The sequence below is a fragment of the Acinetobacter haemolyticus genome (genome assembly GCF_003323815.1).
GTDB lineage: Bacteria > Pseudomonadota > Gammaproteobacteria > Pseudomonadales > Moraxellaceae > Acinetobacter > Acinetobacter haemolyticus.
On the sequence record NZ_CP030880.1, the window covers coordinates 411,014 to 424,781 of the forward strand.

General features: G+C 40.2%; 20 protein-coding genes. 19 read left to right on the forward strand and 1 reads right to left on the reverse strand.

The annotated features are described in order from the left end of the window. The first annotated feature begins 12 nt into the window (after window positions 1-12). The 14 genes from rplR (at window position 13) to DS737_RS02030 (ending at window position 9,063) form a co-directional block, all read left to right on the forward strand. Entirely contained in the window at window positions 13-363 is a 351-nt protein-coding gene (rplR, locus tag DS737_RS01965; RefSeq protein WP_004641044.1) for a 50S ribosomal protein L18, read from the forward strand. A gap of 2 nt (window positions 364-365) precedes the next feature. After that, the gene (rpsE, locus tag DS737_RS01970) at window positions 366-863 is read left to right on the forward strand and encodes a 30S ribosomal protein S5 (protein WP_001141025.1); all 498 of its coding nucleotides are present in this window, start codon (window positions 366-368) and stop codon (window positions 861-863) included. 6 nt (window positions 864-869) lie between these two features. After that, window positions 870-1,046 (forward strand): 50S ribosomal protein L30, encoded by a 177-nt coding sequence (rpmD, locus tag DS737_RS01975; protein WP_000849088.1) that lies wholly within the window; start codon window positions 870-872, stop codon window positions 1,044-1,046. 4 nt (window positions 1,047-1,050) lie between these two features. Next, window positions 1,051-1,491 carry a 50S ribosomal protein L15 gene (gene rplO, locus DS737_RS01980; RefSeq protein ID WP_004641042.1) on the forward strand — a complete coding sequence of 147 codons (441 nt, stop codon included), beginning with the start codon at window positions 1,051-1,053 and terminating at the stop codon, window positions 1,489-1,491. Window positions 1,492-1,536: 45 nt separating this feature from the next. After that, window positions 1,537-2,856 carry a preprotein translocase subunit SecY gene (gene secY, locus DS737_RS01985; RefSeq protein WP_171055818.1) on the forward strand — a complete coding sequence of 440 codons (1,320 nt, stop codon included), beginning with the start codon at window positions 1,537-1,539 and terminating at the stop codon, window positions 2,854-2,856. A 21-nt stretch (window positions 2,857-2,877) separates the two neighbouring features. Further along, window positions 2,878-2,994, forward strand: coding sequence for a 50S ribosomal protein L36 (gene rpmJ, locus DS737_RS01990; protein WP_000867907.1), 117 nt, complete (start codon window positions 2,878-2,880; stop codon window positions 2,992-2,994). 107 nt (window positions 2,995-3,101) lie between these two features. Continuing rightward, window positions 3,102-3,458: a 30S ribosomal protein S13 gene (rpsM, locus tag DS737_RS01995; protein WP_004641038.1), complete on the forward strand. Its 357-nt coding sequence runs from the start codon at window positions 3,102-3,104 to the stop codon at window positions 3,456-3,458. Window positions 3,459-3,477: 19 nt separating this feature from the next. Continuing rightward, window positions 3,478-3,864, forward strand: coding sequence for a 30S ribosomal protein S11 (gene rpsK, locus DS737_RS02000; RefSeq protein WP_004641037.1), 387 nt, complete (start codon window positions 3,478-3,480; stop codon window positions 3,862-3,864). Between the two features lie 12 nt (window positions 3,865-3,876). Next, window positions 3,877-4,503 carry a 30S ribosomal protein S4 gene (rpsD, locus tag DS737_RS02005; RefSeq protein ID WP_004641035.1) on the forward strand — a complete coding sequence of 209 codons (627 nt, stop codon included), beginning with the start codon at window positions 3,877-3,879 and terminating at the stop codon, window positions 4,501-4,503. A gap of 18 nt (window positions 4,504-4,521) precedes the next feature. After that, window positions 4,522-5,529 carry a DNA-directed RNA polymerase subunit alpha gene (locus DS737_RS02010; protein WP_004641033.1) on the forward strand — a complete coding sequence of 336 codons (1,008 nt, stop codon included), beginning with the start codon at window positions 4,522-4,524 and terminating at the stop codon, window positions 5,527-5,529. A gap of 18 nt (window positions 5,530-5,547) precedes the next feature. Further along, window positions 5,548-5,913 (forward strand): 50S ribosomal protein L17, encoded by a 366-nt coding sequence (rplQ, locus tag DS737_RS02015; RefSeq protein WP_004641032.1) that lies wholly within the window; start codon window positions 5,548-5,550, stop codon window positions 5,911-5,913. A 164-nt stretch (window positions 5,914-6,077) separates the two neighbouring features. Next, window positions 6,078-6,575: a GNAT family N-acetyltransferase gene (locus DS737_RS02020; protein ID WP_017395331.1), complete on the forward strand. Its 498-nt coding sequence runs from the start codon at window positions 6,078-6,080 to the stop codon at window positions 6,573-6,575. Window positions 6,576-6,952: 377 nt separating this feature from the next. Beyond that, complete coding sequence (locus DS737_RS02025) at window positions 6,953-8,443, forward strand: flavin-containing monooxygenase (protein ID WP_017395332.1); 1,491 nt, start codon at window positions 6,953-6,955, stop codon at window positions 8,441-8,443. A gap of 122 nt (window positions 8,444-8,565) precedes the next feature. Further along, complete coding sequence (locus DS737_RS02030; protein ID WP_113996647.1) at window positions 8,566-9,063, forward strand: DUF2059 domain-containing protein; 498 nt, start codon at window positions 8,566-8,568, stop codon at window positions 9,061-9,063. A gap of 50 nt (window positions 9,064-9,113) precedes the next feature. Here DS737_RS02030 and DS737_RS02035 read toward each other — a convergent pair whose 3' ends face one another. Beyond that, window positions 9,114-10,286, reverse strand: a complete 1,173-nt coding sequence (locus tag DS737_RS02035; protein ID WP_005086825.1) for an acyl-CoA dehydrogenase family protein — start codon at window positions 10,284-10,286, stop codon at window positions 9,114-9,116. A 186-nt stretch (window positions 10,287-10,472) separates the two neighbouring features. Between DS737_RS02035 and DS737_RS02040 the strand changes: the two genes are divergently transcribed. The 5 genes from DS737_RS02040 (at window position 10,473) to rrtA (ending at window position 13,641) form a co-directional block, all read left to right on the forward strand. Further along, on the forward strand, window positions 10,473-10,730 hold the full coding sequence (locus DS737_RS02040) for an FAD assembly factor SdhE (RefSeq protein ID WP_004641025.1): 258 nt from the start codon (window positions 10,473-10,475) through the stop codon (window positions 10,728-10,730). After that, entirely contained in the window at window positions 10,717-11,112 is a 396-nt protein-coding gene (locus DS737_RS02045; protein ID WP_113996648.1) for a hypothetical protein, read from the forward strand. The genes DS737_RS02040 and DS737_RS02045 overlap by 14 nt, the downstream gene beginning before the upstream one ends. Before the next feature lie 210 nt (window positions 11,113-11,322). Beyond that, complete coding sequence (locus DS737_RS02050; RefSeq protein ID WP_026056364.1) at window positions 11,323-11,529, forward strand: hypothetical protein; 207 nt, start codon at window positions 11,323-11,325, stop codon at window positions 11,527-11,529. 359 nt (window positions 11,530-11,888) lie between these two features. Beyond that, a complete protein-coding gene (locus tag DS737_RS02055; protein WP_113996649.1) occupies window positions 11,889-12,932 on the forward strand; it encodes a hypothetical protein in 1,044 nt (347 codons plus the stop codon). Between the two features lie 127 nt (window positions 12,933-13,059). Continuing rightward, on the forward strand, window positions 13,060-13,641 hold the full coding sequence (gene rrtA / locus DS737_RS02060) for a rhombosortase (RefSeq protein WP_004641018.1): 582 nt from the start codon (window positions 13,060-13,062) through the stop codon (window positions 13,639-13,641). Window positions 13,642-13,768 lie beyond the last annotated feature (127 nt).

Consider the following 13,768-nt stretch of genomic DNA (forward strand, 5'->3'; position numbering starts at 1 on the left):
CGCGAGGTTCTTATGAACGAAAAGAAACAAACCCGTTTGCGTCGTGCGAAAAGCACACGCTTGCACATTCGTGCATTGGGTGCGACTCGTTTGTGTGTAAACCGCACTCCGCGTCACATCTATGCGCAAGTTATTTCAGCGGATGGTGGCAAAGTTTTAGCGCAAGCTTCAACTTTAGATGCATCTTTACGTAGTGGTACTACTGGTAATGTTGAAGCGGCTACGAAAGTTGGTGCTTTGATCGCAGAACGTGCTAAAGCAGCTGGCGTTACTAAAGTTGCATTTGACCGTTCTGGTTTTAAATATCATGGTCGTATCAAAGCCTTGGCTGATGCTGCTCGTGAAGGCGGCTTGGAGTTCTAATCATGGCGAAAGTTGAACAAAACGAAGGTCTCGTTGAAAAGCTGGTTGCCGTTGATCGTGTAGCCAAGGTAGTAAAGGGTGGTCGTATCTTCTCTTTCACAGCACTAACTGTTGTGGGCGATGGTAATGGTCGTGTAGGTTTTGGTCGTGGTAAAGCACGTGAAGTTCCAGCTGCTATTTCTAAAGCACTTGAAGCTGCTCGTCGCAACATGATTACTGTAGACCTTGCGGGGACTACTTTACAACACCCTGTGAATGCTCGTCATGGCGCAAGCCGTGTATACATGCAACCTGCTTCAGAAGGTACTGGCGTAATTGCTGGTGGCGCGATGCGTGCTGTTCTTGAAGCTGCAGGTGTACATAACGTACTTGCTAAATGTTATGGTTCTACTAACGCTGCTAACGTAGTAAACGCGACTTTTAAAGGTTTGCGTGATATGACTTCTCCTGAGAAAGTCGCTGCGAAACGTGGTAAGTCAGTAGAAGAAATTCAAGGGTAATCAATCATGAAAACGATTAAAGTTACCCAGACTAAGTCTTCTTCACATCGCTTGAAAAATCACAAGCTTTGCTTACAAGGTTTAGGTCTGCGTCGTATTGGTCATACTGTAGAAGTGCAAGATACGCCTTCTAACCGCGGCATGATCAACAAAGTTTACTATATGGTTAGTGTAGAGGAATAATGCCATGACTCTGCGTTTAAATGAGCTTGCACCTGCTGAAGGTGCAAAGCGTGAAAACCGTCGTTTAGGCCGTGGTATCGGTTCTGGCGTTGGTAAGACTGGTGGCCGTGGTGTCAAAGGTCAAAATTCACGTAAAAGTGGTGGTACTCGTCCAGGCTTTGAAGGCGGTCAAACTGCGTTATATCGTCGTTTACCAAAATTCGGTTTCACTAGCCAAATCGCTTTGAAAACTGCTGAAGTACGTTTGTCTGAGCTAAACAAAGTTGAAGGTGATGTTGTTTCACTAGAAACTTTGAAGGCTGCGAATGTTGTTCGTCGTGACCAAGTTCGTGCTCGCATCGTGCTTTCAGGTGAAATCACTCGCGCGTTCACTGTACAAGGTGTAGCGTTGACTAAAGGTGCTAAAGCTGCTGTTGAAGCTGCTGGCGGTAAAGTCGAGGAGTAATCTCGAGTGTCTATGACTCCTAGTTCTTCTGGTCATGTAAACATGATGAAAGGCCAACCGTTTCATGTGAAATACCGTGAAATTATTCGTCGATTAATGTTTTTAATTGGCGCGTTATTGGTCTTTCGACTAGGAGCGCATATTCCGTTGCCGGGCATTGATAGTGTGGCACTAGCAAGCTTTTTTAAGGCCAATGAAGGTACCTTCTTGGGCTTATTTAATATGTTTTCTGGTGGTGCATTAGAACGCATGTCAATTCTAGCGTTAGGGATCATGCCATACATCTCCGCATCGATTATCGTGCAGTTGATGTCAACTGTGGTTCCTTCGTTAGAAGCTTTGAAAAAAGAAGGCGAGCAAGGCAAACGTAAACTGAATCAATATACGCGTTACGGCACTCTATTTCTTGCACTCGTGCAGGGTATAGGGATGTGTGCTGGTCTGATTAGTCAGGGTATTACTTTGACTTCAGGCTTGGCATTCTATGTTCCAGCAGTGACTTCGCTTGTTGCAGGAACAATGTTTTTGATGTGGTTGGGTGAACAGATTACCGAACGTGGTGTTGGTAACGGTATCTCAATGATTATTTTTGCTGGTATTGTAGCTGGCTTGCCAAATCTTGTAATTCAGTCGTTCACGTCTGTACAAAATGGTCAAGGTAGCTTAATTGGTTTAGCAGTATTCGGTTTATTATCGTTAGCTGTCTTAGCCGCGATTGTGTTTATTGAAAAAGCACAACGTCGTATTCCAGTAAATTATGCTCAAAAACAACAGGGCCGTCGTGTATTTACTGCACAGCAAACACATTTGCCATTAAAAATTAATATGGCAGGTGTTATTCCAGCGATTTTCGCTAGCTCACTGTTATTATTTCCAGCGAGCTTGGGGCAATGGTTAGGAAGTGCTGATCCAAATGCAGGATTTGTTAAACGTAGCCTGCAAGATCTGGCATTGGTGTTATCACCTGGACAGCCGTTATATTTAATGCTCTTTGGTGCGTTAATTATCTTCTTCTGTTATTTTTATACGGCGCTTGTTTTTAGCCCGAAAGAAGTTTCAGAGAATTTGAAACGTAGCGGAGCATATGTGCCTGGTATCCGCCCAGGTGAGCAAACGGCTCGTTATTTAGATCATATTCTTAACCGTTTGACATTTATTGGTGCTATCTACATTACCGTAGTGTGTTTAATGCCTATGGTGCTACAAAGTTCGTTTGGTATTCCATTCCATTTGGGTGGGACATCTTTACTGATTGTAGTTGTAGTTGTGATGGACTTTATGGCGCAACTTCAGGCGCACTTGACCTCGCATCAATATGATAATCAAACGTTAATGAGAAAAACGACTGCTCATCCGCAGGGATAAGCGCACTTAGAGGTTTTCATCATGAAAGTACAAGCTTCTGTAAAGAAAATTTGTGGTAGCTGTAAAGTTATCCGTCGTAATGGGGTTATTCGCGTAATTTGTAGCGCAGAACCTCGTCATAAGCAGCGTCAAGGTTAATTTAATTAAGACCTGTTGATTTCAGTAGGCTAATTAGGTTATTATCCGCCCCTCAAGATTTTTGTGGGGCGGTTGATTATCTTGACTGCCTTTTTGGAGAAAATTGAATGGCTCGTATTGCCGGTGTAAACATTCCGGATAACAAGCACGCTGTTATCTCTCTCACGTATATTTTTGGTATCGGCCGCCACACTGCTAAGAATATCTTAGCTGCTGTAGGTATTGCTGGAACTACGAAAATTCGTGAATTAGATGATGCTCAGCTTGATGCGATTCGTGCAGAAGTTGCTAAGGTTCCGACCGAAGGTGATTTACGTCGCGAAATTTCCATGAACATTAAACGTTTAATGGATTTAGGCTGCTACCGCGGTCTTCGTCATCGTCGCAGCTTGCCTGTTCGCGGACAACGCACCAAAACTAACGCACGTACCCGTAAAGGTCCGCGCAAACCGATTAAAAAGTAAGATTTCTGGAAGCTAAAAGATGGCTAAAGATACTCGCACACGCAAGAAGGTCTCTCGTACCGTCTCTGAAGGTGTTGCACACATTCACGCGTCTTTTAATAACACCATTGTTACGATTACCGATCGTCAAGGTAATGCATTGGCTTGGGCCACCTCAGGTGGACAAGGCTTCCGTGGTTCACGTAAATCAACTCCGTTCGCTGCTCAGGTAGCTGCTGAAGTTGCTGGTAAAGCAGCTTTAGATTACGGTTTGAAAAACCTAGACGTCCTTGTAAAAGGTCCTGGTCCAGGTCGTGAGTCTGCGGTTCGTGCATTAGGCGCAGTGGGTTATAAGATTAACAGCATTACCGATGTGACTCCAATTCCTCACAACGGTTGCCGTCCACCTAAAAAACGTCGCGTGTAAGGAGAAACATTCATGGCTCGTTATATTGGTCCAAAATGCAAACTCTCTCGTCGCGAAGGGACAGACCTGCAACTTAAATCAGGCGTTAAACCGTTTGATGTAAAAACCAAAAAACACAATAAAGCACCTGGTCAACATGGTCAGGCTCGTGGTGGTAAGCAATCTGAGTATTCACTACAATTACGTGAAAAACAAAAAGTCCGTCGTATGTACGGTGTGTTAGAGCGTCAATTTAGTAACTACTATAAAGAAGCAGCTCGTGTGAAAGGCGCAACAGGTGAAAACTTGTTGAAATTGCTTGAAAGCCGTCTTGATAACGTAGTTTATCGCATGGGTTTTGGTTCTACACGTTCAGAAGCTCGTCAGTTAGTTTCTCACCGTTCTATTACTTTAAATGGTCGTCGTGTCAACATTGCGTCTATTCAAGTAAAAGCGGGCGATGTAATTGCGGTTCACGAAGGCGCTAAACAACAATTGCGTATTAAAAATGCAATTGAATTGGCTGCTCAACGTGGTATCCCTGCTTGGATGGAAGTTGACCATTCTAAGCTAGAAGGTACGTTCAAAGCTGCACCTGATCGTTCTGATTTACCTGCTGAAATCAACGAAAGCTTGATTGTAGAATTGTATTCTAAATAATCCTTGAGGTAGCAATAAATGACGCGTACTGCAAACGAGTTTCTAACTCCGCAAGCGATCAAGGTCGAAGCGGTGAGCGGGACCTCGGCAAAAGTGATTCTGGAACCTTTAGAGCGTGGCTTTGGTCATACTCTAGGTAATGCTTTACGTCGCATTCTATTGTCTTCTTTGCCTGGCGCTGCTGTGGTTGAAGTTGAGATAGAAGGCGTCGAGCACGAGTACAGTACTTTAGAAGGCTTGCAGCAGGACATCGTCGAGCTCTTGCTGAACCTAAAAGGATTGTCTATTAAGCTGTTCGATCAAAATGAAGCATATTTAACATTAGAGAAACAAGGTGCAGGTGACGTAACAGCAGCTGACCTTCGTTTACCTCATAATGTTGAAGTGGTTAACCCTGATCATTTAATTGGTACTTTGAGTGCTAGTGGTTCATTGAAAATGCGCCTTAAAGTTGCTCAAGGTCGTGGTTATGAAACATCTGACTCTCGTTTCCCAGAAGGCGAAACTCGCCCAGTGGGTCGTTTACAGTTAGATGCTTCTTATAGCCCGATTAAACGTGTTTCTTATACCGTTGAAAATGCGCGTGTAGAACAACGTACCGATCTTGATAAGCTAGTGATCGATCTTGAAACAAATGGAACTGTTGATCCAGAAGAAGCTATCCGCAAAGCGGCAACAATCTTGCAACAACAAATTGCAATTTTTGTTGATCTTCAGAAAGATCAAACTCCTGTTGCTCAAGAACCTCGCGAAGAAGTTGACCCAATTTTGCTTCGTCCAGTAGATGATCTCGAGCTAACTGTTCGTTCTGCTAACTGTTTGAAGGCAGAAAATATTTACTACATTGGTGATCTTGTTCAACGTACTGAAGTTGAGTTGTTAAAAACTCCTAACTTGGGTAAAAAATCGTTAACTGAGATCAAAGATGTTTTGGCATCGAAAGGTTTACAACTCGGCATGCGTTTAGAGAACTGGCCACCAGCTAGTCTCCGTATGGATGACCGTTTTGCCTATCGTAGCCGTTAATTAAGTAGGACTATCACCATGCGTCATCGTAATAGTGGTGTGAAATTAGGCCGTACAAGCAGCCACCGTAAGGCGTTGTTCCAAAACTTAACAAATGCTTTAGTTGAGCATGAGTTAATTAAAACAACTTTGCCTAAGGCGAAAGAACTTCGTCGTGTTGCTGAGCCTTTAATCACTTTGGCAAAAAACGATACAGTAGCAAACCGTCGTTTAGCGTTTGCTCGTACTCGTTCTGCAGCAACTGTTGGTAAATTATTTACCGTTCTTGGCCCTCGTTACAAAGAACGTAACGGCGGTTATCTACGTGTTCTTAAAGCGGGCTTCCGTGCAGGTGATGCTGCACCGATGGCTTACGTTGAACTTGTAGATCGTGAAGTAAAATAATACTTCTATACAAGAGCAGCTCAGTTGTTCCAAAAAAGGTCGGTGTAATAACCGACCTTTTTTATTGCTTATTAGTTAATAATTTTCTTTCTAACTTAAATTTGGGTAAATGGTTTATATGCTAAATTAGGTTATGACATTATTAAAATTTCAAATAGATAAATATGTTAAATATTACGATTAGAATTCTAGGTATAGATGAACTGAATGATTTTAGAACGATTAGACTTTCAGCTTTAGCAAAAGCCCCACAAATGTTTGGTTCAACTTATGAGATAGAAGTTTTAAAACCATACAGTTTTTTTGAAAGTTGCTTATCAAGTTCAATAGTCTTTGGGGTTTACCATAAAGATAAAATTATAGGTTTAGCGACTTTAACACGAGAGGGCGGAATGAAGCTGTCTCATAAGGCTTCTCTATCCAGTGTATTTATTGAACCTGAATTTCAAAGACAGGGTATCGCAACAAAGTTGCTTCGTACTATTATTGCTTATGGTAAAGAGCAAGTAGAACAGATTTTACTGAGTGTCGCTGATGATAATCAGTCAGCGATTCATCTTTATCAAAAAAATGGTTTTCAAACCTATGGGGTGGAATTGAAAGCTTTGAAAAATGATACAGGATATACGGATGAGCTTCTGATGAAGCTTTTTCTGTTCTAAGGCATTTTTCAAAGCTCTAAAGCACGGTATTGTTAAAGTTGATAAAAGATCAACCATTAAACAATAGTTCATCCCAAACTTTTTAAAGCACAATTTGTTTGAGTACATTTAGTAAATTTTCTTATGCTATTTTGATTTTCTTAAGTGTTATGCCAACAAGATTACTTTTTGATAATCTCTAAACTACACATAAATTTCCTATGCTGCTGAAGTCTGATCTGGAAATTCCTAGTAGAAATCTCAAGATTTTTTAGCTTCGTTTTTTCTCAAAATGTCCCGAACTGATATAAAAAAACCGATGAATGACTAAACTTGACATTGTGTATTGTCAAATTTGTGCTTTAATAAAGACATGGTTTATACAGGGTATAAAAAAAATGGAAAAGCAAGTTGATGTTCTAATTATTGGTGCAGGTATCTCTGGGATTGGGCTCGCTGTACACCTTTCTAAAAACTGTCCACAACGCCAATTTGAAATTTTAGAGCGTCGTGACAGCTTTGGTGGGACTTGGGATTTATTCCGTTATCCTGGTATTCGTTCTGACTCAGATATGTCTACTTTTGGTTTTAACTTTAAGCCTTGGGCGAAAGACAAAGTCCTTGCAAGTGGCCCAGAGATTAAAGGCTATCTTTCTGAAGTTATTGATGAGTTTAAGTTAAAAGAAAAAATTCATTTCGGTCATCGCGTCCTTTCTGCAAACTATGATTCTGCTAAGAAAAAGTGGCTTGTTGAAATTGAAGATAGCAACAACAAAAAACAAACTTGGTCAGCAAATTTTGTAATGGGATGTACGGGTTACTATAACTATGATCAAGGTTATGCACCACAATTCCCAGAGCAAGATAAATTTAAAGGGCAATTTATTCACCCACAACACTGGCCTGAAAACCTAGATTATACAGGTAAGAAAGTGGTGATTGTAGGTAGTGGTGCAACAGCGATTACTCTTGTTCCTTCAATGGTGAAAGGTGGAGCAGGTCATGTAACTATGTTACAGCGTTCTCCAACGTACATCGCAACAGTTCCTTCAATTGACTTCATCTATGAAAAAACACGTAGATTTATGTCAGAAGAAACAGCATATAAATTTACCCGTGCTCGTAACATTGGAATGCAGCGTGCGATCTACGCCTTAGCTCAAAAGCATCCAAAAACTGTGCGTCGCCTATTATTAAAAGGCATTGAGTTGCAGCTCAAAGGCAAAGTGGATATGAAACACTTTACGCCAAGCTATAATCCTTGGGATCAACGTTTGTGTGTTGTGCCTGATGGTGATTTATTCAAAGCATTGCGCCAAGGTCAAGCAAGTATTGAAACTGATCAGATTGAGAAGTTCACTGCAAATGGTATCCAGTTGAAATCTGGAAAACATTTGGAAGCTGATATTGTAATTTCAGCGACTGGCTTGGAAATTCAAATCTTAGGTGGCGTAAAAGGCTCTATTGATGGTAAGCCGATGAATACCTCACATCATATGTTGTACCAAGGTGTGATGGTGAGTGATGTACCGAATATGGCAATGATTATTGGTTATATCAATGCATCTTGGACATTGAAAGTTGATATTGCTGCTGACTATATTTGTCGTTTGCTTAATCATATGGACAAAAACGGCTTTGATGAAGTGATCGCACATGCTGACCCTGCTCAGTTTGAGCAAGATACGATTATGGGTAAACTATCTTCAGGTTATATCGCCCGTGCAGCGGATATTATGCCAAAACAAGGCAAGCAAGCACCATGGAAGATTTCTAACAACTATCTTGCTGATCGTAAAGAATTGAAAGATGCAAAATTTAACGATGGTGTCTTACAATTCCGTAAGCGTGATGAAAAAGTAGATCGTAAACCAAAATTAGTTTCTTAATTTATTTTAAGCTAAGCAAGAACCCTGTGTCTACACAGGGTTCTTTTGTTTTAAATAATGATTGTTGTTAAAATATCGCGTATACGTGTTGATTATAAAATTTATATATTTAGGACAATTCAATGAAAAAATTATGGTTTTTGGGGATATTACTGTTTAGTAATGCCACGTTTGCGGATGATCTGAAGCAAAAAGAAAAATTAGCTCAACAATTGGTTTCTATTGACGGTACTGAGCAAGGTTTACTAAGCACGGACAAAATGATCCTAGAGCAGATTCGGATGCGTTTACCTAAAGATCTACCAGAGAGTTTTTATACGGATTTGGCTAAGAATCTAAATAGTGAGCAACGTAAACAGTTTATTGTGCAACGCTATGTTGAGACTTTTAACCAGAAAGAGTTACAAGCGGCATTAAATTTTTATCAATTGCCTGAAGGTAAAGCATGGGCAAATAAAGCCAGTGAAGTTGGAAGCGAGGTTGCACATTTCACGACACAACATGCGCGCATTGCATTAAATGAAACGATGCAACAACATATTGATCATCCGAAGGTTAAGCAGTTGATGGTTCGGATGAATCCACCATCTCAACCATCGGAATCGTCGCAGTCAAAGTAAATAAAAGGGATAGTACATTCAGTACTATCCCTGATTTTTAAATCTAGCAATTAAAGGGTGCGTGAAATTAATTCTTTCATAATTTCATTGGTCCCTGCATAAATGCGGTTTGCACGATTGTCGATATAGGCGCGTGCAATTGGGTATTCAAGCATATAGCCATAGCCACCATGTAATTGTAAGCACTCATCTACAACTTTTGAGAACATATCTGAAATTTTATATTTAGCTGCTGCTGCTGCATCTACACCTAAACTTTCTTCAAGCTGTAACTCCATACAACGGTCTAAATACGTACGGCAAAAATCGATTTCTGTGCGTAATTCTGCCAATTTAAATCGTGTATTTTGGAATGTTCCAATCGGTTTACCAAACGCTTTACGGTCTTTGGTGTACTGTACTGTATGAGCAAATGCAGCTTCAGCACCTGCTTGGCAAATGATTGCAACGAGCATACGTTCCCATGCGAGCTCTTTCATTAGCATCATAAAGCCCATGCCTTCCATACCAAGAAGGTTTTCTTTCGGTACACGTACATTGTCAAAGAACAGTTCACAGGTATCTTGACCTTTCATCCCAATTTTATTCAAAGGCTTGCCTTTGCTAAAACCAGCACGATCTGCTTCTACAATAATTAATGATAAATTCGCTGATCCTTTTTCTGTATTACCCGTCTTACATACCACAATGGCCATATCACAAAGATAGCCATTGGTAATAAAGATTTTAGAGCCATTGATGACATATTCATCACCCTCAAGTACAGCTGTTGTACGAACTGCTTGTAGGTCTGAACCTGTGCCCGGTTCTGTCATGGCGATTGCTGTTACGGTTTCACCGGTCGCCATTTTAGGTAACCATTTTTGCTTTTGCTCATCGTTGCCGAAGTTGTTGATATAATTGGCAACAATATCTGAATGCAACGAAAATCCAGTACTAGAATCCATCGCATAAGCTTGTTCTTCAATGAGAATCATACTGTATAAACGATCTACACCTGAACCCCCGTATTCTTCTGGCATAGTGGTGCAAAGTAAACCTAACTCACCAGCTTTATTCCATAGATCACGGTCAACATGTTGTTGTTTTTCATATTTTTCAATATTTGGAACAACTTCTTTTTCATAGAATTTGCGCACAGTTTCGCGAAATGCTTCATGGTCTGAAGTAAATAATTTTCGCGCTAACATATTTGGAATTGGACGAATTGCACCTGATTGCATTTGTTATTTTTTCCCTAAATTGTTGAAGTTACAGACTCATCATCACGATACAAGAAATCGAAAATATTGGACAATGTGATCAATGCTCAATTTAATTGATGTATTTGGTCACTTCATAAAAATCGCTGCGAACTTTAGTGGGTTCGAGTACACTATGGGGCAAATTGTTGCATAGTGGAACAAAGAATGTCTGAAGAATTGACACTAGAAGAACGTAAAGTGATTTATCGTGCGCGTCGTGGTTTGAAAGAAATCGATGTGTATTTTGATCCTTATGTCAAAAATTGTTATCTCACAGCAGATGCGGCTGAGAAAGCATTGTTTGCAGAGTTGGTAGATCAAGAAGATCCTGATTTACTGGATTGGTTCATGGAGGTCGGTGAACCTCCTCGTCCAGAGTTAAAAGCGTTTATTTCAAAATTAAAACAGTATGTCCACGGCTGATCGTGTTTTTGTGTTGAAACGCAGTCGTTTTGCATTTGCGTTTCAACTTTTTATTTTTATCGTATTGATCAGCTTATTGTATTACTTACTTCCTTGGTTTTTATGGCTTGTTAGCTTTCCTTTGATGCTAATTGCTTGGGTATTATTACTCAAACAACCTCAGCTTAAGCACTTTGAATATTTAGATGATCAGCTTTGCTCCTTGTGTTTTAGTGATGAGATGCAGGGGATCGAGCAAAGGAAAATTCGAAAAATGATCGATCATCAATGTTATATCGTCATCTATTTTTATGACTCTCAATGTCGACCTTGTGTGATTTGGTGGGATCAATTGTCGATTTTACAGTGGAAAAAGCTCAAAAAATGGGTCAAACTTGCATAATTGTTAGACAATTGTATGGGTGTATATTATTAATAAATAATTATAATTCAAAAGCTTAAACTATTATGTTTGTGAAATAATCAGAATTGTTAGATTAAATACTCTAAAAAAACGTGAAAATGATGATTGTCAGACAATCTGGCGATCAAGTCTGATTTATTTTCGTTAAAGTACAAACACCAACGTAAAGTATGGTGGAGGTCCAAAATGATGGAAATTCCAACATGGTCGTTTCTGGTGATTGCAATCGTTTTTGCAATTGTAGTAGGAAGAGCAGGAACTTTACTCAGGGAACTTCTTGAATCACGTCGATCTAAGGTTGAAGTGAACAAGAGAAAGAGATTGAAAGTGTCATCAATATATCATTCTCCCATGAATACTGATGATGAACATCAATCGAGTATCTATCAAAAGTAGATACGTGAAGTGTAGGAGGTCTCTATGGAGATTTCAATGTGGATGTTTCTAGTAATTGCAATCGTTATGGCGATTGTTGTAGGAAGAGCTGGAACGTTACTCAAGGATTATTTTCAACAAAACTAAAATATAAAGAGTTTCACGATTTTACCAGTTAATAAGTAGCATGTGCTGAACCGTCGCAATGCTACTTTTTTTTGCCTGAAATTTCTGTATTCCCAAATATCTGTCAATTCTTTGTTCTGTGAAGTGTGTCAAAATAACCCTATCAAAATTAGAGCAATTACTCTTTAACTCGGGTATGGCATCTGATAAGGTACAACTAAAAGGAAAAACAAATTAATTAGAGGACAGGAAGCATGTCTAAATTCCAAAAAATTGGACAAGGTGTGGCGGTCGCATTATTCACAACATCAATGTTAACGGGATGTTCTTACGTCATTAAAACAGGGGCCAATGTTGCATTAGGTTTTAGTGAACGGCATATCGTACCACCAATTCTCGCAATGGATGATGCAGATATGGTGTGTAATACGGGTAATGCTTTAACTCCAGCAATTATGTCCACCAAAGATATGGGGGCTGATCCGACGCGTATGGCTGTTCTGATGTATTCTGCGGCGGGGATGTGTGCAGAAAATAAAGCATTAGAAGCTGAATTGCGTTATTTACGTGCTGCAAAATCAGGACAAGTTTCTGAAGCACAGGATGCCCGTATTGAGCAAAAGCGCTGGGCTGCACTAGCAGCAGAGCGTCAATATGCAGGTTATCAATTATTCGCAAATCGTTGGGAAAGCAAATATAAATATAAATTAGGTGATTCGTGTCCGACGATGCGAAATGATCTAGATCAAACCGTTTACCTACTAGGGATGGTCAGTGGTTTGCAAGCAATGACCAATGATATTAACTCTGGTGGTGCGGTTCACGTGCCTAAAGATATTGCAGGTATCGTTGAACGTGGTATGGCATGTTTAGACAATGAAAAGTATTGGGGTGCGCCAATGGCAACCCGTGCTGTGATCTGGACACTCTTACCTGGTGCTGGTGATGGCAAGCCTGAACCTTATGCAACCATGAAACAGTCTATGCAAATCGGTGAAAAGAAAGGCGTTCGTTTAGCCCATGCGTTATATGCTGTGGCAGCGCAGGCAAGTGGCGATGATGTAAAAATGCGTGATGCTCTGCGCTCTTATGCTGCTGCAACCGGTGAAGATAAACCCGCAAATCCTCAGTTCAAATTGATTGACCAAATGGCGGGTGCCATGGTGAAAGGTATTGCGGATCGTTATTGGACTGAAAATACGGGCGTAAGAGCGAGTGATGAAGGTTTGTCTTCATTCTGGGATGAAACCAAAGAAAGTTCATCTGAGCTAGATGATTTATTTGATGGTGGTGAGTAAGCATCTGTTCTACAGACGCAATATGATGAAGTAACCTGAATTAAACGACCTTTTACAATATGGATTAAACAAGTTATCTATGATTTGTAAATCGTAAAAGGTCCGTTTTCTCCAGAGAGGTGCATAAATGAAAGATCAAATATGGATACGGAAAGTCATTTTGATCGCTGTCTGTGTGTCAGTGGCAGCATGTTTGCAAGTATTTGCTGATCATTTCATTTATTGGAAATCCAGTTTATTAACCGAGTTTTGGCGGTTGTGGACTGCACACTGGGTGCATGTTGGTTGGATGCATTTCTTGTTGAATATGTTGGCTTTTGCATGTTTACCTTTCATTTTTCCACATGTGCGTAATTGGCATCTGGTTGCTTTATTATTGCTTCTCCCTCCATTTATTAGTCTGGTTTTTTATTATTATTTACCTTATATCGATGCCTATGCTGGATTATCTGGTGTTTTACATGGTCTCTATACTGCGGTCAGTATTGTTTATCTGCAATATCAAAATGAGCGCAAGTTTGCGGTGTTGGTGTTAGTTCTGATCGCTGCAAAATTGATTTGGGAAAATACTTTTGGACAATCAGGAACAGCACAGTTAATTGGTAGCCCTGTTTTAACCGAAGCACATTTGATTGGTGCAATTGGAGGTGTGTTGTGTGGATCAGGTTATTTACTTTTAGTTGGGAAAGATAAAGAACAGACACATTGATAATAAAGTCCATAAAAAAATAATTGTAGCCATTTTTTTTAGCGAAAGATTGCTGCAAATTTAGGCGGTTTAAAAGGGATTGGTGTTAAGAGGGTAAATTCATTTATCTATCAACCATAGACATCGC